The 25,911-nt window shown below is 70.5% G+C and carries 24 protein-coding genes and 1 tRNA gene; 8 read left to right on the top strand and 17 right to left on the bottom strand.

Annotated features, from left to right (window positions below; all coding sequences use genetic code 11):
* The first annotated feature begins 209 nt into the window (after positions 1 to 209).
* Positions 210 to 950, top strand: a complete 741-nt coding sequence (gene uppS / locus LHJ74_RS08155; RefSeq protein ID WP_260216952.1) for a polyprenyl diphosphate synthase — start codon at positions 210 to 212, stop codon at positions 948 to 950.
* Between the two features lie 89 nt (positions 951 to 1,039).
* Positions 1,040 to 2,488, top strand: coding sequence for an oxygenase MpaB family protein (locus LHJ74_RS08160; RefSeq protein WP_260217373.1), 1,449 nt, complete (start codon positions 1,040 to 1,042; stop codon positions 2,486 to 2,488).
* Between the two features lie 94 nt (positions 2,489 to 2,582).
* Here the strand turns inward: LHJ74_RS08160 and LHJ74_RS08165 are convergent, their stop codons facing one another.
* From LHJ74_RS08165 to LHJ74_RS08180, 4 genes are all read right to left on the bottom strand, one after another.
* Entirely contained in the window at positions 2,583 to 3,194 is a 612-nt protein-coding gene (locus LHJ74_RS08165; RefSeq protein ID WP_260216965.1) for a DUF2867 domain-containing protein, read from the bottom strand.
* A gap of 34 nt (positions 3,195 to 3,228) precedes the next feature.
* On the bottom strand, positions 3,229 to 3,891 hold the full coding sequence (locus LHJ74_RS08170; RefSeq protein ID WP_260216966.1) for a TetR/AcrR family transcriptional regulator: 663 nt from the start codon (positions 3,889 to 3,891) through the stop codon (positions 3,229 to 3,231).
* 377 nt (positions 3,892 to 4,268) lie between these two features.
* A tRNA-Pro gene (locus LHJ74_RS08175) sits at positions 4,269 to 4,342 on the bottom strand.
* A gap of 70 nt (positions 4,343 to 4,412) precedes the next feature.
* Positions 4,413 to 5,342, bottom strand: coding sequence for a metallophosphoesterase (locus tag LHJ74_RS08180; protein WP_260216972.1), 930 nt, complete (start codon positions 5,340 to 5,342; stop codon positions 4,413 to 4,415).
* A gap of 72 nt (positions 5,343 to 5,414) precedes the next feature.
* Here LHJ74_RS08180 and LHJ74_RS08185 point away from each other — a divergent pair, with 72 nt between their 5' ends.
* Positions 5,415 to 5,879: a GatB/YqeY domain-containing protein gene (locus LHJ74_RS08185; RefSeq protein WP_260216974.1), complete on the top strand. Its 465-nt coding sequence runs from the start codon at positions 5,415 to 5,417 to the stop codon at positions 5,877 to 5,879.
* 198 nt (positions 5,880 to 6,077) lie between these two features.
* Here LHJ74_RS08185 and LHJ74_RS08190 read toward each other — a convergent pair whose 3' ends face one another.
* The 4 genes from LHJ74_RS08190 to nth form a co-directional block, all read right to left on the bottom strand.
* A complete protein-coding gene (locus tag LHJ74_RS08190; RefSeq protein WP_260216975.1) occupies positions 6,078 to 8,357 on the bottom strand; it encodes a transglycosylase domain-containing protein in 2,280 nt (759 codons plus the stop codon).
* Between the two features lie 166 nt (positions 8,358 to 8,523).
* Positions 8,524 to 9,723 (bottom strand): MarP family serine protease, encoded by a 1,200-nt coding sequence (locus LHJ74_RS08195; RefSeq protein ID WP_260216976.1) that lies wholly within the window; start codon positions 9,721 to 9,723, stop codon positions 8,524 to 8,526.
* Positions 9,724 to 9,810: 87 nt separating this feature from the next.
* Positions 9,811 to 10,506, bottom strand: coding sequence for an NUDIX hydrolase (locus tag LHJ74_RS08200; RefSeq protein ID WP_260216977.1), 696 nt, complete (start codon positions 10,504 to 10,506; stop codon positions 9,811 to 9,813).
* A 127-nt stretch (positions 10,507 to 10,633) separates the two neighbouring features.
* Positions 10,634 to 11,461 carry an endonuclease III gene (gene nth, locus LHJ74_RS08205; protein WP_260216978.1) on the bottom strand — a complete coding sequence of 276 codons (828 nt, stop codon included), beginning with the start codon at positions 11,459 to 11,461 and terminating at the stop codon, positions 10,634 to 10,636.
* Positions 11,462 to 11,698: 237 nt separating this feature from the next.
* On the opposite strand from nth, the gene LHJ74_RS08210 reads away from it, so the two are divergent.
* From LHJ74_RS08210 to LHJ74_RS08220, 3 genes are all read left to right on the top strand, one after another.
* Positions 11,699 to 12,490, top strand: coding sequence for an ABC transporter ATP-binding protein (locus LHJ74_RS08210; RefSeq protein ID WP_260216979.1), 792 nt, complete (start codon positions 11,699 to 11,701; stop codon positions 12,488 to 12,490).
* A gap of 3 nt (positions 12,491 to 12,493) precedes the next feature.
* Positions 12,494 to 13,834 (top strand): ABC transporter permease, encoded by a 1,341-nt coding sequence (locus tag LHJ74_RS08215; RefSeq protein WP_260216984.1) that lies wholly within the window; start codon positions 12,494 to 12,496, stop codon positions 13,832 to 13,834.
* Between the two features lie 441 nt (positions 13,835 to 14,275).
* Positions 14,276 to 14,950 (top strand): Crp/Fnr family transcriptional regulator, encoded by a 675-nt coding sequence (locus tag LHJ74_RS08220; RefSeq protein WP_237318794.1) that lies wholly within the window; start codon positions 14,276 to 14,278, stop codon positions 14,948 to 14,950.
* Positions 14,951 to 15,549: 599 nt separating this feature from the next.
* On the opposite strand, the gene LHJ74_RS08225 is transcribed toward LHJ74_RS08220, so the two are convergent.
* The 4 genes from LHJ74_RS08225 to sp36 form a co-directional block, all read right to left on the bottom strand.
* Positions 15,550 to 16,392: an MBL fold metallo-hydrolase gene (locus tag LHJ74_RS08225; protein ID WP_260216988.1), complete on the bottom strand. Its 843-nt coding sequence runs from the start codon at positions 16,390 to 16,392 to the stop codon at positions 15,550 to 15,552.
* Positions 16,389 to 17,411 (bottom strand): NUDIX hydrolase, encoded by a 1,023-nt coding sequence (locus LHJ74_RS08230; RefSeq protein ID WP_260216990.1) that lies wholly within the window; start codon positions 17,409 to 17,411, stop codon positions 16,389 to 16,391. Before LHJ74_RS08230 ends, LHJ74_RS08225 begins: the two co-directional genes overlap by 4 nt.
* 175 nt (positions 17,412 to 17,586) lie before the next feature.
* Positions 17,587 to 18,057: a RidA family protein gene (locus tag LHJ74_RS08235; protein ID WP_260216992.1), complete on the bottom strand. Its 471-nt coding sequence runs from the start codon at positions 18,055 to 18,057 to the stop codon at positions 17,587 to 17,589.
* Complete coding sequence (gene sp36, locus LHJ74_RS08240; RefSeq protein ID WP_260216996.1) at positions 18,054 to 18,215, bottom strand: Sp36 family protein; 162 nt, start codon at positions 18,213 to 18,215, stop codon at positions 18,054 to 18,056. The genes LHJ74_RS08235 and sp36 overlap by 4 nt, the downstream gene beginning before the upstream one ends.
* 124 nt (positions 18,216 to 18,339) lie before the next feature.
* Here sp36 and bagA point away from each other — a divergent pair, with 124 nt between their 5' ends.
* The gene (gene bagA, locus LHJ74_RS08245; RefSeq protein ID WP_260216997.1) at positions 18,340 to 19,407 is read left to right on the top strand and encodes an ATPase BagA; all 1,068 of its coding nucleotides are present in this window, start codon (positions 18,340 to 18,342) and stop codon (positions 19,405 to 19,407) included.
* A gap of 89 nt (positions 19,408 to 19,496) precedes the next feature.
* On the top strand, positions 19,497 to 20,822 hold the full coding sequence (gene bagB, locus LHJ74_RS08250; RefSeq protein ID WP_260217374.1) for an ArsA family ATPase: 1,326 nt from the start codon (positions 19,497 to 19,499) through the stop codon (positions 20,820 to 20,822).
* A gap of 33 nt (positions 20,823 to 20,855) precedes the next feature.
* On the opposite strand, the gene LHJ74_RS08255 is transcribed toward bagB, so the two are convergent.
* The 5 genes from LHJ74_RS08255 to acs all read right to left on the bottom strand — a co-directional run bounded on the left by LHJ74_RS08255 (position 20,856) and on the right by acs (position 25,861).
* Complete coding sequence (locus LHJ74_RS08255) at positions 20,856 to 21,203, bottom strand: WhiB family transcriptional regulator (RefSeq protein ID WP_260216998.1); 348 nt, start codon at positions 21,201 to 21,203, stop codon at positions 20,856 to 20,858.
* A 479-nt stretch (positions 21,204 to 21,682) separates the two neighbouring features.
* Positions 21,683 to 21,868 (bottom strand): hypothetical protein, encoded by a 186-nt coding sequence (locus LHJ74_RS08260; RefSeq protein WP_260216999.1) that lies wholly within the window; start codon positions 21,866 to 21,868, stop codon positions 21,683 to 21,685.
* Between the two features lie 186 nt (positions 21,869 to 22,054).
* Positions 22,055 to 23,026 carry an alpha/beta fold hydrolase gene (locus LHJ74_RS08265; protein ID WP_260217001.1) on the bottom strand — a complete coding sequence of 324 codons (972 nt, stop codon included), beginning with the start codon at positions 23,024 to 23,026 and terminating at the stop codon, positions 22,055 to 22,057.
* 26 nt (positions 23,027 to 23,052) lie between these two features.
* A complete protein-coding gene (locus LHJ74_RS08270; protein WP_260217004.1) occupies positions 23,053 to 23,556 on the bottom strand; it encodes a phage holin family protein in 504 nt (167 codons plus the stop codon).
* 343 nt (positions 23,557 to 23,899) lie between these two features.
* Positions 23,900 to 25,861 carry an acetate--CoA ligase gene (gene acs / locus LHJ74_RS08275; RefSeq protein WP_260217007.1) on the bottom strand — a complete coding sequence of 654 codons (1,962 nt, stop codon included), beginning with the start codon at positions 25,859 to 25,861 and terminating at the stop codon, positions 23,900 to 23,902.
* Positions 25,862 to 25,911 lie beyond the last annotated feature (50 nt).

Genomic DNA, 25,911 nt, shown 5'->3' on the forward strand with positions numbered 1-25,911 from the left:
TCATTCGTTGTAGGGGCGTGCTTAATTCAGATGAACGCGCTTCCGCGAAGGCCGGCTATCGACCCACGTGGCAATAATCCGACTGGTGTCCCAGGGGTGAAGTCCCGGACATTCCGCTGCGCCTGCGGACGGGTACCGACACTCTGCTGAGTGTCGATCCGAGCGGCACTCCGGCGGGGGACCGTGCTGTGACAGCCGGGGGAGAACGCGTGATACCTGAAGCCCGCCAAGGGACCGTTCCGCGCCATGTCGCCTGCGTGATGGACGGAAACGGCCGATGGGCGGCCCAGCGGTCCCAACCCCGTACGTCGGGCCATCGCGCGGCGGAGACCACGGTGATCGACGTGATCGAGGCGGCGCGGACCTCGGGGGTGCAGTGGCTGAGCCTGTACGCGTTCTCCACCGAGAACTGGCGACGCCCGAGCCAAGAAGTCGACTTCCTCATGCAACTGGTGCGCCGAGTGGTACGCAAACACGCCCCGTTGCTGCACGCGCGCGGCATCCGCTGCCGGTTCCTCGGAGCATCGGATCCGAGAATCCCCGGACCGCTGGCCCGGGACTTCGCCGACCTCACCACGCTGACCGAGGCCAACCGTGGCATGACGCTGACAGTGGCCTTCGACCACGGCGGGCGCGGCGACATCGTCGAGGCGGCACGCTCCCTCATCCGCGCCGGGGTGCCCGCCGATGACGTCGACGAGCAGTGCTTCGCCGCTCATCTGCCCGTCCCCGACACACCCGACGTGGACCTCGTCATCCGGACCTCCGGCGAACAGCGCATCTCCAACTTCATGCTCTGGCAGGTGGCCTACGCCGAGTGGATCTTCCCGTCGGTGCTCTGGCCCGACTTCCGCGCACCGCACTTCCTGGAGTGCCTGCACACCTACCAGCAACGCAGTCGCCGCTTCGGCGGCGTGACGCCGCACGCGAACGGAGAACCGCACCCGTGACGTACACAGGCAGCAGTCGCCCCAGCCAGCACGAATCCGGACCGACCGACCGGGGCGGTGGTCCCGTACCGCCGGTCCCGGCACCGCCGATTGCCGGGGGGCCGGTCCCCGAAGGACCCCCCGGATCTCTGTTCGGCCCTGACTCGCAGTTCCACCGGTTCTTCAACGATCCGCGCTGGGCACTCGCCATGCTCCGGGCCACGGTGCTGGAGGCCGCCCATCCGCAGATCGGCGCAGCCCTCATCGACAACTCGGTTTTCGTGGCGCACCCATGGCGACGGCTGCGCAACACCCTCATGAGCCTGCAGCGCATGTCGGGCGCCGACGAGCACGCGCGGGAGCGCGAGGCGGCGCGGCTCAACCGCATGCACGCGCGGATGACCGGCACGGACACACAGAACCGGCCCTACGACGCGATGGACCCCCAGGCCCGCGCCTGGGTGATCGCGACCCTGTTCGAGAGCTCCGTGACCATGTGCCGACTGAGCGGGCAGCCGCTCGACCAGCGCACCATGGAGCGGCTCTACGCCGAATTCCAGGCGTTCCTGACTACTTTGGGGGATCAGGGGGCCCAGCTTCCCCCCACCTTGAAGGAGTTCTGGCAGTACTACGACCGCATGGTCGAGGAGGAGCTGGAGAACACGGAGGCGCTGCGCATCATCCTCTACAAGCTCTTCGACCACCTCCCGGCGCCGCCCCTGCTGGGCGGCCTGCCCACCGTGTGGGCGACAGGACGCGCGGTCGCCGGGCCGGTCATCGGCACGATCACCGTGGCGTCCCTCCCCGGGCCCTTCCGCCGACGGGCGGGTTTACCGGAGGTCCCCGGCGCCCGGACGCTGATGCAGAGCGCCTATATGACCGCAGGTCTGGCCCGCTTCCTGCCCGACAACTGGCTGCGGACCGAGGATCTCACCCGGCTGCTGTACCTCTCCCCGGACGGTGAGGACCCCCAGTCCGCGGCACTCGCCGCGCTGCGCGACCGGGTGAGGCGGGCCGGCGCCCTCTTCCGGCTGGTCACGCCCTTCCCCGTGCAGCACGGCTCCGCCGAGAAGACCGAGCCGCAGCGGAGCGCTGAAGACTTCTTCACCGAGGTACTCGACCAGACCGGGGACGGCTATCTGGACTGGCCCGACCTCGCCGCCATGGCGCGGGAGCTGGCCTCCTGCCTCGACCTGGACGAACCGGAGGAGACCAAGCTCTACCGCGCGTTCGCCGAGTGGTGGAGGGAACTCCAGTCGGCCCTCGACCTCGACGGCGACGGCCGCATCAGCGGAGCGGAGTACGCCGCCGCCGTCCCTTCCCTGGCGGGGCCCGCGCTGATCCGGGTCGCCGAGGTGCTCTTCAGCGTCACCGACACGGACGGCAACCAGTTCATCGACGCGGACGAGTACCGGGCCCTGTTCCGCACCGGCTTCCGGCGCACCGTGGACGGCGCCGACGCGGGCTACTCCCGCAGCGCGTTCGTGAACGACTTCCTCTCCTTCATGTCGGGCCGCCGCCGCTCGACCGCCTACGATCCGCTGCTCTCCGGCGCGTAGCTGCGGGCGTCGGCCCGCCCGGGGGAACTGGTGCCGCGTCAGATGAGGTGCACCCCGCTCGCCGTCCGGGCGGGCAACCCTTCCTGATATGGCATCAGTTCGCGGGGGAGAGGTTCCGGGGCTTCTGGGGCGGGTCGGCTCGCCACTCGGCTGCGATGCCCCGCATCAGCGGCGGATACACGAGCAGGTGCCGGAACGGTGCGATCGCAGCCATGTAAACCTTGCCGAACAGGCCGTTCGGCTTGACCAGTACGGCCATCTGGCCGCGGTAGCCGCCGGCTCCGTCCGGGACCCAGCTCAGGTGCATCACCCCGTGCACGGTTCGGTTGCTCATCTCCGACGCCCACTCGTTGTCCGCCAGGTAGATCGAGCGGAAGGGCAGGCGGTCGAACTCCGGTCCGAACGGGGCGTCACGCAGATCGGCTGGCAACCGGTCGCGCAGCGTCGGCACCCGGGAGCCGACGCCGGAGTCGGGGTTGTCCCAGCCGAGCAGCTTCCCGAGTTTCCAGCGGATCGCAAAGAGGATGCGGGCGACCCGGGAAGGGTTGTCCGACGTGTCGCCCGCGGAGGTCTGCCGCACCAGGTGCGGGAAGTCGTCAGGGCCTCCCGGCGTGGGCAGGGCCCACACGTCGTAGAGGCGGAAGTCGGGCGTCATCTGGTGGATCCGCCAGGGCCGGGAGGTGTGCGCGGCGTCCGGGAGTTTCATTCGTGGACCTCCATCTGCTCAGCTCAGTGATGTGTCATGACGAGGTGGGGACTCCGAGTACGCCCGCGACGGCGTGGGCTGCGAGCAGCTCATCGTCCGGAGCCTGGCCGGCCAGTGCGATCACTGTTCCCTCCAGCGCGCCGACGAAGGCGAGCGCGAGGGTCCTGGTAGGCCGACCGGGCGGGATCGTTCCCGCCTCGCGCCCGGCGTCGATGAGGTGGGCGCAGCGCGTGAGAAGCGTTTCGTAGTTCCGCTCGACCTCGCGCCCGACGGGATGGTCCTGCCCGCTGAACTCCAGCCGCAGCGCGATCGGCACGCGCGCCACGTCGCGTCGGCAGAAGACGGCGTGGCCGCGCGCGAGGGTGAGCAGCGCCGCGACGGGCTCAGGTTCCTGCTCGACGAAGCGCGCCACCTCCTGCCAGTAGGTCTCGCGGAACCACGCGCACACGGCCAGGGCCAGATCCTGCTTGTCCTTGAACTGGTGATAGAGCGCACCACGCGTGTACCCGGCGTCGCGGGCCACCTGCTGCAGCTTGAGATTGCCGTAGCCGTAGCGGGACAGGCCCCGTGCGGCCGATTCGAGCAGCGCGCCGCGCGTGCGCGCGCTGCGATCAGCCTGGGTGGCGCGACTACGGCCGGGGCCGCCTGGCTCGGTCGCCTCGCCTCGCCGCGCTTGCTGAACCAACTGGCTCTTCATTCAGCATCCCTCCTTTGAGGCCCACTCACAGCCAGCATACATACGTGTGTGTATCTAAATAAGCGGGCCCCGCTTGCTTGACCCCTGCTCACTTGGCCCTGCTCGGGAAGTCGAACGGCAGGGAGAGACGGGCCCGAGCTCCGCCCATCGTGAGCCGCAGGACCTGCAGGTGGGATCCGGGGGCGGTGGCATATCGGGAGAGGAAGGCGCCTGCACGGGCCGTTCGTGTCAGAACCGCTTCGCGCTGGAGTACCCCGCAGTCGCGCGTGTGGTTCTAAGAGCCGGATTCCCCGTCCGGCTCCCAGGACGGCTCCGGAAACCACTCAGGGGCCCGGCCCGCTTTCGCGGACCGGGCCCCTGATGTGCTGTTCCTTCAGTCGGGGTGGCGGGATTTGAACCCACGGCCTCTTCGTCCCGAACGAAGCGCGCTACCAAGCTGCGCCACACCCCGAAGCAACGAGCAACACTCTAGCCCAGGGCGGCCCGGACGCGAAATCCGGTTTCGGGGGCTCCGGGGCCGGTCAGGTCCGTTCGGTCAGGGTGAGCAGCGTCGCCTCCGGGGGGCAGGCGAAGCGGGCGGGGGTGTAGCGGTTGGTGCCGCAGCCCGCGGAGACGTGCAGGTGGGCCTGGTGGCCTCCGGCACGGTGAGTGGAGAGGCCCTTCACCCGCCGGGCGTCGAGGTCGCAGTTGGTGACCAGGGCGCCGTAGAAGGGCACGCACAGCTGGCCGCCGTGGGTGTGCCCGGCGAGGATCAGCGGGTAGCGGTCGGCGGTGAAGGCGTCCAGTACGCGGAGGTAGGGGGCGTGCACGACGGCCAGCGCGAGATCCGCGTCGGTCTCGGGGCCTCCGGCGACCTCGCTGTAGCGGTCGCGCTTGATGTGCGGGTCGTCGAGCCCGGTCAGAGCGATCTCCTGGCCGCCCGGGAGCTTGAGCCGCCCCCGTGCGTTGGAGAGCCCGATCCAGCCCGCCGCGTCGAAGGCGTCCCGGATGCCCTCCCAGGGGTTGTGGATCGCGCCGACGGCGGGAGCGTTGCCGTTCAGCCCGTGCCGCCCGCTGGCTGCCTCGAGGAGGTAGCGGGCGGGGTTGCGGAGCTTCGGCCCGTAGTAGTCGTTCGAGCCGAAGACGTACGCCCCCGGGTAGGCCAGCAGCGGCCCGAGTGCGTCCAGCACCTCGGGGACGGCTTCCGGGTCCGACAGGTTGTCCCCCGTATTGATGACGAAATCCGGACGCAGCCCGGCGAGGGACTGGATCCAGCGCCGTTTCTTGCCCTGCCCGCCCACCATGTGGATGTCGGAGATCTGGAGGACCCGGAGGGGGTGGGTGCCGGGTGGCAGTACGGGCACGCTGACGCGCCGCAGCCGGAAGGAACGGGCCTCTATGCCCGTCGCGTAGCCGACGCAGGCGGCGCCGAGTGCAGTGATGCCGAGGGGGATTCCGTATCGCGCGCGCATAAAGCCATCGTTGCAGACGGCGCAGCCACAATGCAGTGGGCGGCGGGCTCGCTTGCTGGCACACTCAGCGGCATGACCACCCTGAAATCCCAGCTGAGGGACGACCTGACCGCCGCGATGAAGGCGCGGGACGAGCTGCGTTCCGCCACCTTGCGGATGACGCTCACCGCGATCACCAAGAAGGAGGTGTCGGGCACCGCCTCCCGCGAGCTCTCCGACGAAGAGGTGCGCCAGGTGATCGCAAGCGAGGCGAAGAAGCGCCGGGAGGCGGCCGAGGCGTTCACACAGGGCGACCGGGCCGCGCAGGCCGAGCGGGAGCGGGCGGAGGGCGAGGTGCTCGCGGGCTACCTGCCGCAGCAGCTGGGGGACGAGGAGCTGGCCGAGCTGGTCGCCCAGGCGGTGGGGGAGGCGAAGGCGGCCGGGGCCGAGGGGCCCCGGGCGATGGGGTCCGTGATGAAGATCGTGAATCCGAAGGTGGCCGGCCGGGCCGAGGGCGGCCGGGTGGCCGCTGCGGTGAAGCGGCGGCTGGCGGGCTGAGGCGGCGGCTGGCGCCCTGAGTCGGCGGCTGGCGGGGCTGAGCACCGGCCTGTGCGCGGGCCTGAGCGGGGCGCTCCCGGCGGCTGGGCAGGACGCCCCGGCTGGGCAGCGCGGTGATCAGCATGAGCGTTGCGGTCATGAGTGTGGGGCCCGTCCCGAAGGAGGGGCCCCACACTCCTGCTCACGACATCCTGGCGGTCACCTGAGCTCGGGCCACCCGCCGTCGCCTCCGCCGTTACCCCGGCCGTTTCCGCCGTTGCCTCCGCCACCGGTCATGTCCGGCGGGAAGCTGACGTCCGGCCACGGATTGTCGGACCCGCCGGAAGGCTTCTTGCCGCCCCGGTCACGCCGGTCCTTCTCTTTTTCCTTGTCCTTCTTCTTGCCCTTGTCCTTCTTCTCTTCCTTCTTGTCGTCCTTGATCGGGACGGTGGGCAGGTTGGTCGGCGGCTTGCCCTCGAGTGCCCCGCTCATCGCGTCCCGCCAGATCGGGCCGGGCACCGCGCCACCGAAGACCTTCGGGTGGTACTGGCCGCCGATGGTGATGTCGACCATGCGCCGCTCGTGCTTCGGGTCGCCGACCCACACCGCGCCCGCAGCCTGCGGTGTGTAGCCGACGAACCAGGCGGCGTACCGCTCGTCCGTGGTACCCGTCTTGCCCGCGCTGTCCCGGCCGGTGAGCCCGGCCTTCTGGCCGGTGCCGTCCTCGACGACGCCACGGAGCAGGGAGTTCACCGTCTTGGCGGTCTGCTCGGACATGGCGCGCTCGCACGTCGACTTCGGCACCTTCAGCGCCTTGCCGTGCGCGTCGGTGATCGACTCGATGGCGATCGGGGTGCAGTGCACGCCGTTGTTCGCGAAGGTGGCGTACGCCGCGGCCATGGACAGCGGTGCCATCTCCTGGCCACCCAGCGCCATCGACGGGACCTGCTGGAACTTCTTCCCGTCCGCGCGGTCCAGGCCCAGGCGGCTGGCCATGTTGGTGACCGGGCAGATCCCGATCTCGCTGATGAGCTCGACGTAGTAGGTGTTGACGGAGAGGGCGGTCGCCTCCTTCATGCGGTACGGGCCGACCTCCGTCTCGTTCTCGTTCTCGACCGTGGAGCCGGCCCCGTTCGTCCACGACTTGCCGTCGCACTGGGCGACCGGGCTGGGATAGGGCATCTTGTACGGCGACTTGTACTTCTGGTAGACGCTCGTGCCCTGCTCCAGTGCCGCGGCCGCGACCACCGGCTTGAAGGTGGAGCCGGGCTGGTAGCCCCTGCCGCCGCCCATGTCCTCGTTGACCGCGAGGTTGATCTCCGTCTGGTTCTTCCCGTACCCGAAGGGCCGCGACTGCCCCATGCCGAGGATCTTGCCGGTGCCCGGCTCGACGATGCTGACCGCGGTAGCGACCTCGTCCGACTGGTTCACGTGGTTCTCGATGGAAGCCTGGACCGAGGCCTGGGCCTTCGGGTCCAGGGTGGTCTTGATCGTGAGACCGCCCTGGTTCCAGCGCTTCACGCGCTCCTTGCGGGTTTTGCCGTACGCCTTGTCGGAGAGGAAGACCTCCTCCACGTAGTTGCAGAAGAAGCCGGCGCCCTTGGTCGCCGTGATGCAGCCGTTCTTGGGCTGGCTGACCTTCAGGCCGAGCGGCTTCTTCTTGGCCGCCGCGGCTTCCTTGCTGCTGATGTCGCCGACCTCGGCCATCCGGGAGAGGACGATGTCGCGCCGCTTCTTGCCCTCGTCCGGGTCGTTGACCGGGTCGTAGCGGCTCGGTGACTGCACGAGCCCCGCCAGCAGCGCGGACTGCTCCAGATTGAGGTCCTTGGCGGGTGTGGAGAAGTAGCGCTGAGCCGCCGCCTCCACGCCGTAAGCCTGCTGCCCGAAGAAGGTGATGTTGAGGTAGTTCTCCAGGATCTGCTTCTTGCCGAGCGTCTCCTCGACCTGGATCGCGTACTTCAGCTCGCGGATCTTGCGGCCGATACCGGCCGCGCCGGACTGCTGCGTGGCGTCGGCGATCTTCTCCTGGTCGTTGCCCGCCTCCTCGACGAAGACGTTCTTGACGTACTGCTGAGTCAGGGTGGAGGCGCCCTGGACGTTCTCGCCCGACTGCGCGTTCTGATTCAGCGCTCGGAGCACGCCCTTGAGGTCGATCGCGCCGTGTTCGTAGAAACGGGAGTCCTCGATGGCGACGATGGCCTTGCGCATGTGCGGGGAGATCTGCTTGAAATCCACCACGGTGCGGTCGCGGGAGTAGACCTTGGCGATCTCATCCCCGTTGACGTCCAGGATGGTGGTCCGCTGGCTCAGCGGCGGACGCTTCATATTGGCGGGGATCTCGTCGAAGCCCTCCACCGACCCCTTGGCGGCGAGCCCGACCAGCCCGGCGGCCGGCAGGGCGATCCCGGCCAGCACCGCCCCGGCGAGCACACTGACGCCGAGGAACTTGGCGGTCTGCTGGGTGACGGTCAGCCCACTGCCCGCGCGCTTCGTAGCCATGGAAGGAAGCTTAAGGGGTGGGCTGCCGGACGGGCAGTGGCGCCCTGCAAAGGGCTCGAAGTGGCTCGGCGGACGGGTGGCAGCGGACGGCACCGGGGCGGGTGGCGCCGGACGGGGGCCGCCAGACGGTTGGCGCCGGACCGGTGGCACCCGCCCGCGCCTCAACTCAGAGCGCGCACCCTTCGGTGTCCGTCTGGCCCTCGGCGGTACGGCCCAGCTTGATGTCCTCGCGCACCTCGTCGACCGTGAGCGCGTAACCCGTGTCGTCGTCCTCCAGCGACTTGGCGAAGACCACCCCGACCACCTCGCCTTCGGGTGTGAGCAGCGGTCCGCCGGAGTTGCCCTGCCGGACGGTGGTGAAGAGGGAGTAGACGTCGCGGTGGACGGTGCCCCGGTGGTAGATGTCCGGGCCGCCCGCCTCGATGCGGCCCCGCACGCGGGCGGCTCGGACGTCGAAGGCGCCGTTCTCCGGGAATCCGGCGACGATCGCGCCGTTGCCGGTGGAGGCGTCGCCCTCGGCGAAGGGCAGCGAAGGGGCGCTCAGGCCGGGCACGTCGAGGACGGCGATGTCGCGCTCCCAGTCGTACAGCACGACCGTCGCGTCATGGAGTCTGCCTTCGCCGCCGATCTGCACCGTCGGCTCGTCGACTCCGCCCACGACATGCGCGTTCGTCATCACCCGCCCATCGTCGAACACGAATCCGGTGCCCTCCAGGACCTTGCCGCAGCTGGTCGCGGTGCCCACCACCTTGACGATGGACTCCTTCGCGCGAGCCACCACCGGGCTCTTGGCCAGCTTCGGATCGGGCGCCGGGACGGAGGTGATCGGTTCGTTCGAGAACGGTGAGAAGACCTGCGGCAGGCCCTTCTGCGCGAGCACCGAGGAGAAGTCGGCGAACCAGGTGTTCGCCTGCTCCGGCAGCACGCGGGACACGCCCAGCAGCACCTTGGAGGCCCGTACCTCCTTGCTCAGCGTCGGCAGTGCCGTACCGGCGAGGGCGGAGCCGATCAGCCAGGCGACCAGCAGCATCGCCACCACATTGACCAGCGCGCCGCCCGTCGCGTCCAGGGCGCGCGCGGGTGACCAGGTGATATAGCGGCGCAGCTTGCTGCCCAGATGCGTGGTGAACGCCTGTCCGACGGAGGCGCAGATGATCACGACCGCCACGGCCACCATGACACCGACCGTGCCCGGCGACGCGTCGTCGGTCAGCTCTCCCCACAGCACCGGCAGCACGAAGATGGCGACGAGACCGCCGCCGAGGAAGCCGATCACCGACAGGATGCCGACGATGAAGCCCTGGCGGTAGCCCACGATCGCGAACCACACGGCGGCGAGCACGAGCAGTATGTCCAGCACGTTCACCGAATCAGCCTCGCAGAGATGTCACCGCTTACGGAGGCCACCGTCTCACGCACGCCCGTCACGGAATCACGCCCGCCGCCCGCGGCCTCACGCATGCGGATCGAGTGGGACGAGCTTCCCGCGATCCCACGCCCGCTCCCAGCCGGCGAAGTACAGGACCCTGTCGATCACCCCGGCCGTGAAGCCCCACACCAGTGCGGAGCCGACGGCGAACGCCGGGCCACGGTGCCCGCTCGGGTGCACGGTGGTGGCGCGGTTGACCGGATCGGTCAGCTCCGCGACCGGGACGGTGAAGACCCGGGCGGTCTCGGCCGGATCCACCGGCGCCACCGGCGTCGGACGCCGCCACCAGCCCAGCACCGGGGTCACGACGAAATCACTGACCGGGATGTAGAGCGCGGGAAGGGTCGCGAATATCTGCACACCGGAGGGATCGAGCCCGGTCTCCTCCTCGGCCTCCCGCAGCGCGGCCCGCAACGGCCCCTCGCCCGCCGGGTCGCCGTCCTCGGGGTCGAGGGCGCCACCGGGGAAGGAGGGCTGGCCTGCGTGCGAACGGAGACTGCTGGCGCGCTCCATCAGCAGCAGCTCCGGGCCCCGCGGGCCCTCGCCGAAGAGGATGAGCACCGCGGACGGTCTGCCGCCGCCCCCGGCAGGTGGCAGGAAGCGGCTGAGCTGCCGGGGCTCGACCTCCCGCGCCACCCGCTCGACGGGCTCCAGCCAACCGGGCAGGCCTTCGCTGCTGAGCCTGACCGAGCCGCCCTGCTCCTGCTGCGGGCCCGTCATCCGCGCTCCCGGGCGGTACGGGACGGCGAGGTGTGACGCGCAGGGGTGCGACCCCGCCCGGCGCCGCCCGCCCAGGTGCGGTGCGGGACAGCGGAGCACCTCGTACGGCGCCCCGCCGCGCCCCCGCTCACCGTGGGACCTGCGCGGGTGCGGGCTCGCCCGGGAAGTCCTCCGGCGGCTTGAGCCGCTGGCCGGGCTGGCCGCCCATCTCGTACTTCAGCAGCTTCTTCGCCTTCGTCGGATCGGTCTCGCCCTCACCGTACGAGGGGCAGAGCGGGGCGATGGGGCAGGCGCCGCAGGCGGGCTTGCGGGAGTGGCAGACGCGGCGGCCGTGGAAGATGAGCCGGTGCGAGAGCATCGTCCACTCGCTCTTGGGGAAGATCGCCGCGATCGCCGCCTCGACTCTCGAAGGGTCCTCCTCGCGAGTCCAGCCGAACCGGCGGACGAGGCGCCCGAAGTGCGTGTCCACGGTGAGGCCCGGCACGCCGAAGGCGTTACCCAGCACGACGTTCGCCGTTTTGCGGCCTACGCCGGGGAGCGTGACCAGCTCCTCTATCGTGCCCGGCACCTCGCCGCCGAAGTGGTCGCGCAGCGCGGTGGACAGCCCTATCAGCGACTTCGTCTTCGCGCGGAAGAACCCCGTCGGCCGGATCACCTCCTCCAGCTCCTCCGGCACGGCCATGGCCATGTCCTCGGGCGTCGGATACCGCTCGAAGAGCGCGGGCGTCGTCTGGTTCACCCGGAGGTCCGTCGTCTGCGCGGACAGCACCGTGGCCACCAGGAGCTGGAACGGGCTCTCGAAATCCAGCTCGGGGTGGGCGTACGGATACGTTTCGGCCAGCGCCCGGTTGATCCGCCGCGCCTGCCTGACCAGGCCCGTACGCGTCGGCGCGACTCTGGCCCTCTTGATTCCAGGCCGACTCTCGGCCGCCCCTGACACCTCACTCTTCGCCATGCGGTCAGCCTACGGGCCGCCACCGACAGGCAGCAGGCGAACAGAGGCTTGGGTGAATCGTCAGTGCCCGGCACACACAGGCGTGCACCGCACAGACGCTGGCTGCGGTGTACCCAACGACACCCCGTACTCGGGTTGTACCTCCCAAGCCGTTCGGGATGTACGCCCCGTGTGCGGGACGGTCACCGCTCGTAGCTTCGTAGTCGAGCAGTGAGTGTGCCGGAAAGAGGAGTTGACATGGTTCGTCGTCCGAGGAGAGAAACCCCCGTCGGCAGTTCCGAAGCCCTGCGCCTTGTCGAGGTCACCAAGACCTACGGCGATGCGGAGAACGCGGTGACCGCACTGGACGGAGTGAACCTGAGCCTGCCCGCCGGCAGCTTCACGGCGGTGATGGGGCCGTCCGGCTCCGGGAAGTCGACGCTGCTCCAGTGCGCGGCGGGTCTGGACCGCCCGGACCACGGCCGGGTGGTGGTGGACGGTGAGGAGATGACGGGCGGCAGTGAGGCAGCGCTGACGAAGTTCCGGCGGCAGCGGATCGGCTTCGTCTTCCAGCAGTACAACCTGCTGCCCACGTTGACCGTGGCGCAGAACACGGTGCTTCCGCTGAAGCTCGCCGGGCGGCGCGTCGACCGGGCCCGTACGGAGGAGATCCTCGCCGGTGTCGGGCTGGCCGACCGGATGGAGCATCATCCCGACAAGCTCTCCGGCGGCCAGCGGCAGCGCGTCGCCATCGCGCGGGCGCTTGTCACGGAGCCGAGCGTGGTCTTCGCCGACGAACCGACAGGCGCGCTGGACACCCGCAGCGCGCGGGATGTGCTGCGGCTTCTGCAGGGGTCCGTACGGCTGCACGGCCGGACGGTCGTCATGGTGACCCACGACCCGATGGCCGCCTCGTACGCCGACTCGGTGGTCTTCCTGGCGGACGGGCGGCTGGCGGGCCAGCTGAACGCGCCGACCGTGGACGCCGTCGCCGAGCGGCTCGCGCACCTCGGCGACAGCGTCAACGACGAGATGCAGGCAGGTGTGTGAGCGATGTTCGTACTGGCCATGCGTTCGATCCGGCAGCGTCCCGGACGCTTCGCCGCGACGCTGCTGTCCGCCTTCCTGGGCGCGGTGATCGTCATGACGTTCAACGCGATGCACGACACGGCGGGCGCCGCGGGCGTCGACGACGTCAGCGCGGAGTCGCTCACCACGGCGGCGGCGGTGGTCGGTGGCTACGGCACCCTGCTGGTGTTCTTCGCCGTCGCCTCCACGCTGACGGTGAACGTGCGTCAGCGGAGTGAGGAGATCAGCCTGCTGCGCAGCACCGGGGCCACCCCGGCGCAGATCAAGCGGATGATCGTCGGGGAGTCGGCGGCGGTCGCCCTCGTCGGGGCGGTGCTGGCCATCGGTCCCGCGGTGCTGGGCGGGCAGGCGCTGCTCGACCAGTTCCAGGAAAGCGGCCAGGTGGCCGGGAGCGTCGATTACGCCTTCGGCCCGATCGCGCTCTCCTCCGGGATCAGCGTGACGCTGCTGGCCTCGGTCGCCGCCGCCTTCCTGGCGGTGCGCCGGGCGACGAAGGCGCTGGCAGGGGCCCGTAAGGAGCGCGGCAGGATGCGGAACCTCGCGGCCTGGGGCGCGCTGGTGGTCGGAGCCGCCTCCGTGAGCACCACCTTCGCCATGGACGAGACGGACGCCGCGGCGATGGCGCCCCCGGCGTACGGGGCGATTCTGCTGGCCGTCGGTTTCGCCCTCTTCTCCCCGGTGCTGCTGACGGGTCTGCTGGGCAGGCTGCGGGGGCCGATCACGGCGCTGGCCGGGGCGAGCGGCTATCTGACGGTGCACAACATGCGCCGGCGCGCCGCGGAGCTCTCCGGAGTGCTGATGCCGCTGATCGTCTTCACCGGCATGGCGACCGCGACGCTGTACATGCAGGCGGTCGAGAGCGACGCGATCGAGGCTTCCGGGCTGACGAAGTCGGTGGAGGACAAGAACCTCGAAACCCTGAACTTCGTTGTCGTGGGCATCATCGTCGTCTTCTCCTGCATCATGCTGATCAACAGCCTGTACGCGGCGACCTCCTACCGCCGCCGGGAGTTCGGCCAGCAGCGCCTCGCCGGAGCCACTCCGGGACAGGTCATGGGCATGGTCGGCGTGGAGGGCCTGGTGCTCACGGTGACCGGCGTGTTCCTCGGCACGGTGGCGGCGGTGGCGGGCATCCTGCCCTTCACGATGCTCCGCACCGACGCCGTGTGGCCGGGCGATCAGGGGCCGGGTATCTGGCTGGCGGTCGTCGGGGTCGCGGCAGCGGCCACGCTGATCACCAGCCTGGGCACGGCACGCGGCACTCTCCGCACACCGGCGGTGCAGGCGGTGGCGGTGGCCGCCTGATGCGGGCGCGGTCCACGGCGCGGTTCACCTCGCGCCGTCCACCGCGCAGGTCCACCGCGCAGGCCCACCGTGCAGCGGTAAGGGGCAGTCGTCTTCGCGACTGCCCCTTACCGCTGCACTCGCCACGCTGCCCGCTTGGTCGGCTTTGTCGGGATTGTTTACATGGTCGAAACGCGTTCACTCATAGCGGAATCATCTGATCTGCTCACCTGCCCGGCTGCCCCAAAGCCCCCGCCCCACCGGCCTGGGGGACACTCGCCCGGCGTAGCGCGAACGTCCGGCATCCGCCCCTCACGTAGGCAATTCACAGCCCAATCGGCCCCCTGCCGTACGGACGACCGCGTGAGTGCGTCAAACTTGTGACTGATCCCACTGCTTTACCGTCCGGCATCATGGGGTGCCACAAAGAGCCCCATGGGCAGGTCGACAAGGAGAGAACTCGTGGACGACGTTCTGCGGCGCGCCCCGCTCTTCGCGGCGCTCGATGAGGAGCAAGCCGCTGAGCTGCGCGCCTCCATGACCGAGACGACACTGGCCCGCGGCGATGCACTTTTCCACGAAGGAGACCCCGGCGACAGGCTGTATGTCGTCACCGAGGGCAAGGTGAAGCTCCACCGCACCTCGCCCGACGGCCGGGAGAACATGCTGGCCGTGCTCGGCCCGGGTGAGCTCATCGGCGAGCTCTCCCTCTTCGACCCCGGCCCCCGTACGGCCACGGCCTCCGCGCTCACCGAGGTCAAGCTGCTCGGCCTGGGCCACGGCGACCTCCAGCCCTGGCTGAACGTCCGGCCCGAGGTGGCCTCCGCGCTGCTCCGCGCCATCGCCCGACGGCTGCGCCGTACCAACGACTCGATGTCCGACCTGGTCTTCTCCGATGTGCCCGGACGCGTCGCCAAGCAGCTCCTCGACCTGTCGCGCCGCTTCGGCGTGCAGTCGGAGGAGGGCATCCACGTGGTGCACGACCTCACCCAGGAGGAACTGGCACAGCTCGTCGGCGCCTCCCGGGAGACCGTGAACAAGGCGCTCGCCGACTTCGCGGGCCGCGGCTGGCTCCGGCTGGAGGCACGCGCGGTGATCCTGCTCGACATCGAGCGACTGGCGAAGCGGAGCCGCTAGCGCTGGGTGCGCCGACGGTGGTGCGCCTCCGTCTCACGCGCCGCTGCGCGTGCGGCGGCGTACGGCCGCCGCCTCCGCCGTGCTGACCTGCGCGGGCGCCCGACGGCGGGCGGCTGGGACGCCGACCGGACGCGACACGGGGCGAGACGGTGCGGTCAGCCGTGCATCTGGGTTGAGGTCGGCTGGGAACCGCCGCACCACGCCGTGGGCACAGCCGTGCCGTCCGGCCCCTCCTGGGCCCCGTTGCGGAGCGAGCTCTCCGCGTCCTGCACGCCGCGCGTCCCTGGCCACAAGGCGTGCGGGCATGTGCTTGCCGGTTCGACCCGGCTGGTGCCGTGTCGGACGGTTCGTCCAGTAGCGGGGCGTCCCTGGTGCGGTCAGGCGCAACGTGCCTGACCGGCCTCGTAGGGGACACGCCCTGGTCGGCCGATCGGGGAACGCAGCGCACGGCCGTGCCATGGCGAAGATCGGGGGCCGCGGTCGTTCACCCGGGCTCGGGTGAACGACCCGGCACGACTCGGCACGAGCGCACGGCGGCACGCTGCGGCCCCTGCCGGGGGCAAGCCCCCGCAGGGCCGTGCGGCCGGTGAACCGGAGGCTCAAAGCAGGCCGTGCTCGCGCAGGTACTCCAGTTGTGCCTGGACCGACTGCTCGGCCGCGGGCCACAGCGACCGGTCCACCTCCGCGTACACCTGTGCGACGACCTCCGGGGCCGTACGGCAGCCGCTCTCGACAGCCGTCTCGACCTGCGCCAGCCGGTTCGCCCGGTGGGCGAGGTAGTACTCGACCGCGCCCCGTGCGTCCGTCAGTACGGGCCCGTGCCCCGGCAGCAGCGTGCTGACGCCTTCGTCGACCGTCAGTGAGCGCAGCAGCCGCAGCGAGTCGAGGTAGTCGCCCAGCCGTCCGTCAGGGTGGGCCACGAAGGTCGTGCCGCGCCCGAGGATCGTGTCCCCGGTCAGCACGGCCCGGTCGGCGGGCAGCTGGAAGGACACTGAGTCCCTTGTGTGTCCCGGCGTCGGTACGACCACCAGCTCCAGGCCGCCCGCCGTGATGAGGTCCCCGACTTCCAGCCCATCTCCGCCGCCCTGCCGCAGCGCGGGGTCCCGCGCGCGTACCGGGCTGCCGGTGAGCTGGGCGAAGCGCGCGGCGCCTTCCGCGTGGTCCCAGTGGCCATGGGTGAGCAGCGTGAGGGCGACGCGTCTGCCGCCCGCCTGTGCGAGGTCGGCCACTCGCCGCAGATGGACCTCGTCCAGCGGCCCCGGGTCGACGATCACGGCCTGGTCGGAGCCGGGCTCGGCGAGAATCCAGGTGTTGGTGCCGTCCAGCGTCAGGACGGACGGGTTGGACGCCAGGACGCACAGGGCGCGTGCGGTGGCGGAGCCGTCGATGGCGCCGTCGCGCGGGCGGCCGGGCGGAGGGGCGTCGGCAGGGGGCACGGTCATCGGGAGACCTTCTTGGTGAATTCGTCGTGGCCGGGCCAGCTGAGCACGATGTCGTCGCCCAGGAGTCTCGCGCGGGCCAGTACGGGCGTCAGGTCGCGGTCCGCGCTGGCGCTGAGCGCTGCGGCGGCGCTCGGGTGGTGCCGGATCTCGCGCAGCGTGGTGACGGTCGGCGGCATCATCAGGAACTCCCCGCGGTCGTAGCCCGCGGCTGCGTCCGCGGGCTTGATCCACAGCGTACGGTCGGCTTCGGTGGAGGCGTTCCTGGTCCGTTGTCCGGCGGGGAGCACGGCGACGAAGAACCAGGTGTCGTAGCGGCGCGGTTCGAACTCCGGCGTGATCCAGCGTGCCCAGCAGCCGAGCAGGTCACTGCGGAGCAGCAGCCCGCGGCGGTGCAGGAAGCCGGCGAAGGAGAGTTCGCGGGCGACGAGGGCGGCCCGGTCGGCCTCCCAGGCGGCGGAGGTGGTGTCGGCCACGACGGTCTCAGCGTCGGGCCCGGCGAGGAGTACGCCGGACTCCTCGAAGGTCTCCCGTACGGCGGCGCAGACGATGCCCTGGGCGCCCGCCTCGTCGGTCCCGAGGACGGCGGCCCACTCGGCGCGGGACGGTCCAGCCCAGCGAAGCCGGCGCCCGCCGCTGCCCTCTTCGTCCCGTTCGTCGTGCCCCGTCTCCTCGTCACGCGGGTCGACGGAGCCGCCGGGGTAGGCGTACGCACCCCCGGCGAAGGCCATGGAGGCGCGCCGGCGCAGCATGTACACCTCGCACGCCCCGGTAGCGGCGCACTGGGGCGCGGTGCCTTCAGCCGCCGTGCTTTCGCCCGCCGTACGCCCGCGCGCCGTGCCTTCGCCAGCAGAGCCGCCCGTCTTGGGACCTGCCCCGCTGCCCGCGTCGGGGACCGCGTCCCGGAGCAGCATGACGGTTGCCGCCCGGCGCGGCGCGACCGGCGTGAGCGTCCCGGAAGCGAGGGCGCGGATGCGCTCCGGCCACTCCGCCGGGTACCACTGGCCATTCATGGTGGACATGCCCGGATGCTACGGGTCGTTGCCCGGATGTTCGAGGGCACGGTGACCTGCCTGTCCGGGCGGCGGGAAGCTGCCGGCGCGCTCCGCAGCGGCGCTCCCGGCCCTTACCCGCACCCTCGTCGCCCGCTGCGGCCCGGAGCGCCCCGAGCAGCCCCCTGCGGCTTCTGCGGGACGCTCAGCTGTCCAGCAGTTCCACCATGATCTCGACCTCGACCGGCGCGTCCAGGGGCAGCACGGCAACGCCCACGGCACTGCGTGCGTGCACGCCCTTCTCGCCCAGCACCTCACCGAGGAGCTCACTCGCGCCGTTGAGGACGCCCGGCTGGCCGGTGAAGTCCGGCGCGGAGGCGACGAACCCGGTCACCTTGACGACGTGCGCGATCCGGTCGAGGTCGCCCGTCACCGACTTGACCGCCGCCAGCGCGTTCAGCGCGCAGATGCGGGCAAGCCCCTTGGCCTGCTCCGCACTGATCTCGGCGCCGACCTTTCCGGCGGCCGGGAGCTTGCCGTCCACGAACGGCACCTGCCCAGCCGTGTAGACGTAACTGCCGGACTGCAGCGCCGGCACGTACACGCCCGCGGGCGGCGAGACCTCCGGAAGCGTCATGCCCAGTTCGGCGAGCCGGGCCTCCACCGAGCCGCTCATGCGGTCTTCTCCCTCTTCAGATAGGCAACCAGCTGCTCCGGGTTGTTGGGGCCGGGGACGACCTGGACCAGTTCCCAGCCGTCCTCCCCCCAGGTGTCCAAGATCTGCTTGGTCGCGTGTACGAGCAGCGGCACGGTCACGTATTCCCACTTCGTCATGGCACGACCCTAATCCAGACCGGCGCGTCCGCTTCCACGCTTCTGCTTCCACGCCCACGCTCGATGCCCCGCTTCCCTGCGGACCGCGCGCGTGCGTCCCGGAGGCGGTGGTTAGGCTCCAGCCGTGAGCAGGCTGCACGTGGTTACCGGCAAGGGCGGCACTGGCAAGACGACGGTCGCCGCCGCACTCGCGCTCGCGCTCGCGGACGAGGGGAGGCGGACGCTTCTGGTCGAAGTCGAGGGACGGCAGGGCATCGCACAACTCTTCGAGACGCAGGCGCTGCCGTACGAGGAACGCAAGATCGCCGTCGCGTATGGGGGCGGTGAGGTGTACGCGCTGGCGATCGATGCCGAGCGCGCGCTCCTCGACTACCTCCAGATGTTCTACAAACTGGGCAGCGCGGGCCGCGCGCTCAACAAGATCGGTGCGATCGACTTCGCGACCACCGTCGCCCCGGGGCTGCGCGACGTACTGCTCACCGGCAAGGCGTGCGAGGCCGTGCGCCGCCGGGACCGCAAGGGCAGGCGGGTCTATGACGCGGTGGTGATGGACGCGCCGCCCACCGGGCGCATCACCCGTTTCCTCGGTGTGAACGACGAGGTGGCCGGGCTCGCCAAGATCGGCCCGGTGCACAACCAGGCGCAGGCGGTGATGCGGGTGCTCAAGTCGGCCGAGACCGCCGTGCATCTGGTCACACTGCTGGAGGAGATGCCGGTGCAGGAGACCGTGGACGGTGTCGCGGAGTTGCGTTCCGCCGGGCTCCCGGTGGGCAGCGTGGTGGTCAACATGACGCGCCCTCAGCTGCTCGACACGGCAGCCCTCGACACGGCAGCCCTCGACACGGCTGCCGGGGCGGCCGCCGGCACCGGCGAAGTGCCCGTCGGCACCGCCGAAGCCGCTGAAGCGCCGCTGGGGGCTGGAGGCGGGGCGCGTGCGGGACTGGCGCACGCCCTCTCCCGCGTCGGGCTCGGCGGCGACCGGCCCGGCGGACGGGCCGACCGGCTCGTGGAGCCCCTGCTGCGGCAGGGCCGCGAGTACGCCGAACGACTCGCCCTGGAGCGGGCCCAGCGCGCGGAGATCGACGAACTGGGGCTGCCGGTCTACGAGCTGGGACTGCTCGCCGACGGGGGCGACCTGGCGGGGCTCTATGCGCTCTCCGCCGACCTGCGCGATCAGGGGGTGCTCAAGTGACTGCTCATGCCACGTCCGGACGCGGAGGATTGGCGGACGTCCCGGTGCTGGACGTCGACGGCCTGCTCGACGATCCGGAGACGCGGATCATGGTGTGCTGCGGCGCGGGCGGCGTCGGCAAGACCACCACGGCGGCGGCGCTCGGCGTACGGGCCGCCGAGCGCGGGCGGCGTGCCGTCGTGCTCACGATCGACCCGGCGCGCCGGCTCGCGCAGTCCATGGGGCTGACCGAACTGGACAACACACCGCGCGTGGTGCCGGGGGTGGGCGGCGAGGCGGGCGGTGAACTGCACGCCATGATGCTCGACATGAAGCGGACCTTCGACGAGATCGTCGAGGCGCACGCGGACGAGGAGCGGGCCCGCGCCATTCTGGAGAACCCTTTCTACGCCTCGCTGTCGGCGGGCTTCGCGGGCACCCAGGAATACATGGCGATGGAGAAGCTGGGGCAGTTGCGGGCCCGCGACGAGTGGGATCTGATCATCGTCGACACCCCGCCCAGCCGCTCCGCGCTGGACTTCCTGGACGCTCCGAAGCGGTTGGGCTCCTTCCTGGACGGCCCGTTCATCCGGGTGCTTTCGGGTCCGGCGAAGGCGGGCGGCCGGGCGGGGATGAAGTTCGTGCATCTGGGGATGGCCGGGCTGTCGATGTTCACCGGCGCGCTCAACAAGCTGCTGGGGGCCGGGCTGCTGCGCGACGTCCAGACCTTCGTGGCGGCCATGGACACGATGTTCGGCGGGTTCCGCACCCGTGCCGACGCCACGTACCGGCTGCTCCAAGCTCCCGGCACCGCCTTCCTGGTGGTGGCCGCGCCGGAGCGGGACGCACTGCGCGAGGCGGCGTACTTCGTGGAGCGGCTGGCCGCTGATCAGATGCCGCTGGCCGGGCTGGTGCTCAACCGGATGCACGGCAGCGAGGTCGGTCTGAGCGCCGAGCGGGCGCTGGCCGCGGCGGAAAATCTTGAGGACGGCGGCATTGTCGATCATGTGACCGGGAAGGGTGATCTACGAGGTGCCGGGCGGTCCGATGTCCCGCGGTCCGATGGCGCGCCTCCCGAGGACGGCTCCCCCGAAGCCCACCTCACCGATCCGTCCCCGCACGCTCCCGACGACAGCCCTACCGCTCACCACCACATCAGTAGCGCCGATCACGCGGGCGTACCCGTATCCGACCCTGGCGACGACAACAGCGACGGTGCTGCGACCACACTGCTGGCCGCTGGACTGCTGCGGCTGCACGCCGAGCGGATGCGTGTGCTCGCGCGCGAGCTGCGCACCCGTGACCGCTTCGCCGCGCTGCACCCGGAGGTGCCCGTGGCGGAGGTGGCCGCGCTCCCCGGCGATGTACATGATCTGCCGGGGCTGCGGGCCATCGGCGCGCGTCTCGCCGACCAGCCTGCCGGGCAGGCCGGTTGAGCGGATCGCGCGTGCCAGTGGTGAACGGGCCGGTCAGCCCGCCGCCACCGCGTAACTCACGCACTCCTCCACCGTGTCGAGGTCCACGGACAGCATGTCGCTGCCGCGCTCGTACTCGGCGCGTGCCGTTTCCAGCAGACGGCGCCACGAAGTGACCGTCGGCCGGCGGCGAAGAAGCGCTCTTCGTTCCCGCTCGGTCATTCCTCCCCACACGCCGAACTCCACCCGGTTGTCCAGGGCGTCGGCCAGGCACTCCGTCCGCACCGGACATCCGGTGCAGACTGCCTTGGCGCGGTTCTGAGCCGCCCCCTGTACGAACAGTTCGTCCGGATCGGTAGTGCGGCAGGCTGCCTGTGCACTCCAGTCGGTTACCCAGCTCATAGCCGGCGCCGTCCTCTCCCGAATCGAGGCTCCCCCACGGCGGCAAGCGGCATATTCACCGTTGCCAGTTGAGGACGTTACGGAAGGAGGGCAGGGTGCAACACCCCCGCGCGGCCCAATCTTGAATGGTCCGAACGGACTATGCGTGCGCGGCAGATCACCCAACGGAGTGAATTGCGGATGAGCTGGGCCTTTGCAACAGGGCGAATCAGGCGGTTTCTCATTCAACTGTGGGTTCAGTCGGGACTTCGGTGAGTGACGCCTCAGGGCCGCCGTGTACAAGGCGCGCTGCTGTGGGGATGCACTTCAGCGTAGGCGAACAGATGCGCTTCTGTCCGGCGATCCCGCGATCCGGCCACCATCAGCCCACGCGGCGGACGCGCACGAACTCCCCAGCGCGAACTCCCCGAACGCGGGCGCGCTGAGCGGGAGATCCGGTAGTCGGCGGTCCGGGTGGCCGTGCTGTGTGCTGCGGCGCGTCAGCCGCGCTGGTGGCGCAGGCGCGCCCCGACCCAGCGCGCCCGGCGGCGCAGAATCCGCGGGATGCCCATCTCGGGATGCGGGTGATCTCGGAGAACGCGTTGCTCCGCGCGCCGCGCGGAGAGCCGCCCCCTCAGATAACTGTGCTCGCGTGCAACGTCACGATAGTCGTGCGTCCAGCCCATACCCGGCACTCTGCCCCTCACCCAAGGTCGCTAACCGTGTCAGCGCGCCCCAAATGGTCTATGCGGCAGGCACATGTATGAAGTCCCGCGCCACGCCCCCAGCGGATCTCCGTGGCCCCGTACGCACGCTCCCCTGGGGCGGGTTCAGCGGTCAGGGCTAAGCGGTCGGGGTTCAGCGGTCGGGGCTCAGCGGTCGGGCTCGGGATCCCTGAGCCATTCGATCAGCTCACCCGAGAACGCCGCCGGATCCTCCTCATGCGGGAAGTGACCGAGCCCGTCGAAGAGCCGCCAGCGGTACGGCGCTTCCACGTATTTTCCCGATCCGGCGGCGCTCCTCGTCCGCAGCACCGGGTCCAGCGAACCGTGCAGATGCAGCGTCGGCACCCTTACCGGCCGCTTCATCCGGCGGTTGAACTGGAAGCCGTCCGGTCGCACCAGCGAACGCACCATCCAGCGGTACGGCTCCACCGCGCAGTGCGCCGTCGACGGGATGCACATCGCCCTTTCGTAGGCGCGCACCGCGGTGTCGTCGGCATCGGTGCCGGCGTCCGCAGCGGCCCTCTCCTCGATCCCCTCGGACATCTTCGGGCCGGACCAGTCGCGGATCAGCCTGCCGACCATCGCGCCGTCGTCCGCGACCAACTGGCGCTCCGGAATCCAGGGCCGCTGGAAGCCCCAGACGTACGACCCCGCCGCCGTCTGCCGTACGTCACCCAGCATGGCCGCCCGCCAGCGACGCGGGTGCGGCATCGAGCTCACCGCCAGCCGCCGGATCAGCTTCGGCCGCATCACGGCCGCCGTCCACGCCAGATAGCCGCCCAGGTCGTGCCCGACCAGCGCCGCGTCCGGTTCGCCGAGCGAGCGGATGACGCCGGTGACGTCCAGCGCCAAATTCGCCGGGTCGTAGCCGCGGGGCGTACGGTCGCTGCCGCCCACCCCGCGCAGGTCCATCGCGACGGCGCGGTATCCCGCGTCGGCGAGGGCGGTCAGCTGGTGCCGCCAGGTCCACCAGAACTGGGGAAAGCCGTGCAGCAGCAGGACCAGCGGCCCCTCACCGGCCTCGGCGATGTGGAAAAGCGCTCCGTTGGCCGCCACGTCCCGGTGCGTCCATGGGCCGGCGGCACGGATGACCTCGGCGGAACGGTCAGGGAGTGTCATGTCAACGAGACTGTCACACCGGGCGCTCACACGGCGGGCTTGTCCATGTCCACCGTGCGTCGCGTCCCCTGGGCCTGCTCCTCGCGCTGGGCTGCGGTCCCCCTCCGGGACACTCCGCCGTTCTGGGCCGCGCGGGGGTGCGGCTTGACCTTGGAAAGGACCATCGCCGTCTCCCTTGCCGATTCCATCGTCTTCTTCGGCGGTTCGATCCGCTTGAGGATGATCTTCGCCACCAAGCCGAGCAGCGCCGCGAGCACGATGAACGCACCGCCCACGATCAGGAAGGACCAGGCGAGGCCCAGCCCCAGGTTGTGGATGCCGTACGCGGCGGCGAAGCTCAGTACCGGCAGGGAGAAGAGGATCAGCACGAGGGCCACGATCAGGGCGCCGCTGCCGATCGCCCCCCGCTTCACGTCCTGCTTGACCTCCGCCTTGGCCAGCGCGATCTCGTCGTGCACGAGTGCGGACAGCTCTGTGGTGGCGGCGGCGACCAGCTCGCCGAGGCTGCGGCCGTCGTCGGCTGCGCTCATCGGGTGTCTCCTTGCTTCGCTAGGTGTCTACTCGTCAGTCAGATGATGCCGGACCATCATCGTCCGTCGTCCTCCAGCGGTTGGCCACTTCGGGGAGGTGTCGGTGCTGAGCCCGCCCGAGCCGGGTGGGCCGATCCGGACCGCTGGGGAACGGAGGAGCAGGAGAGCCGGTCTGTCGGCCCGTCAGCCTAGCGAAAACCCTGAGGGGCATGGGGAGGCGCATGGGGACGGGCGCGGGGAGGGCGTGCGGAGGGGCATGGAGAGGGGCACCCGGCCGTGGCCGGGTGCCCCTCGTCTCCGCGTCTTTCCGTCTCCGCGTTTCCTTACGGCCGCGTGCCGCCGGTCAGTCCTCGCTCGCCCCGGGGAGCTTGGCCTGGATGAGATCCATCACCGAGGAGTCGGTGAGGGTGGTGACATCGCCCAGGGCGCGGTTTTCGGCGACGTCGCGCAGCAGCCTGCGCATGATCTTGCCCGAACGCGTCTTCGGCAGCTCCGCGACCGGCAGGATCCGCCTCGGCTTGGCGATGGGGCCGAGCTGCTTGGAGACGTGCTGCCGCAGTTCCTCCACGAGGCCCTCCGCCTCCTTCGCCTCGCCCCGCAGGATGACGAAGGCGCAGATGGCCTGCGTGGTCTGCGGGTCGGCGGCCCCGACGACCGCCGCCTCGGCGACCTTGGGGTGCGAGACCAGGGACGACTCGACCTCGGTTGTGGAGATGTTGTGCCCCGACACGAGCATCACGTCGTCCACCCGGCCCAGCAGCCAGATGTCGCCGTCCTCGTCCTTCTTGGCGCCGTCGCCAGCGAAGTACTTGCCCTCGAAGCGGCTCCAGTAGGTGTCCAGGAAGCGCTGGTCGTCTCCCCAGATCGTGCGGAGCATGCCCGGCCACGGCTTCGTGAGCACCAGATAGCCGCCCCCGCCGTCGGGCACCTCGCGCGCATCGTCGTCGACGACGGTCGCGGAGATGCCGGGCAGCGGCACCTGGGCCGAGCCGGGCTTGGCCTCCGTCACCCCGGGCAGCGGGCTGATCATGATGCCGCCGGTTTCGGTCTGCCACCAGGTGTCCACCACGGGGGTACGGTCGGCGCCGATGTGGTGCCGGTACCAGATCCACGCCTCCGGGTTGATGGGCTCGCCGACCGAGCCCAGGATGCGCAGCGAGGACAGGTCGAACTTCGCCGGGATCTCGTCGCCCCACTTCATGCAGGCGCGGATCGCCGTCGGCGCGGTGTAGAGCGTCGTGACGCCGTACTTCTGCACGATCTCCCACCAGCGGCCCTTGTGCGGGGAGTCGGGCGTGCCCTCGTAGAGCACCTCGGTCGCGCCGTTGGCCAGCGGGCCGTAGACGATGTACGAGTGGCCGGTCACCCAGCCGACGTCAGCGGTGCACCAGAAGACGTCCGACTCGGGCTTCAGGTCGAAGACGGCGTGGTGGGTGTAGGCCACCTGGGTGAGGTAGCCGCCGGCCGTGTGCAGAATGCCCTTCGGCCTGCCGGTCGTGCCGGAGGTGTAGAGAATGAAGAGCGGGTGCTCGGCGTCGAAGTCCTGCGGGGTGTGCTCCTCCGGCTGACGGCCGACCAGTTCGTGCCACCACACGTCCCGGCCCTCGGTCCAGGCGACATCCTCCTGCCCGGTACGCCGTACGACCAGGACACTGCGCACCCTGTCCGTGCCGGGGCGGGTGAGCGCCTCGTCCACGGCGGGCTTGAGGGGGCTGGCGCCGCCCTTGCGGTAACCGCCGTCGGCCGTGATCACGACCCGGGCGTCGGCGTCCTCGATGCGGGTGGCGAGGGCGTCGGCCGAGAAGCCGCCGAAGACCACCGAGTGCGGGGCGCCGATGCGGGCACAGGCCAGCATCGAGATGACCGCCTCCGGGATCATCGGCAGATAGATCGCCACCCGGTCGCCCGCGGTGACGCCCAGCTCGGTGAGGGCGTTGGCGGCCTGGGAGACCTCACGCAGGAGGTCCGCGTAGGTGACGGAACGGCTGTCGCCGGGCTCGCCTTCGAAGTGGAGGGCCACCCGGTCGCCGTGGCCCGCCTCGACATGGCGGTCCACGCAGTTGTACGCGACATTGAGCTTGCCGTCCGCGAACCATTTCGCGAAGGGCGGGTTCGACCAGTCGAGGGTCTCCGTCGGTGCGGTACCCCAGCTGAGACGGCGCGCCTGTTCGGCCCAGAAGCCCAGCCGATCGGCGTCCGCCTGCTGGTAGGCCGAAGCCTGCACGGTGGCGTGGGCGGCCAGGTCGGCGGGGGGCGCGAACCGCCGCTCTTCCTTAAGTAGATTGGCCAGGCTTTCGTTGCTCACGACTTCTCCCAATCCTGGGTGTCCGATGTCTCCCAGGCGCTTAGCTCATC

The organism is Streptomyces gossypii (assembly GCF_025165795.1).
Taxonomy (GTDB): Bacteria; Actinomycetota; Actinomycetes; order Streptomycetales; family Streptomycetaceae; genus Streptomyces; species Streptomyces gossypii.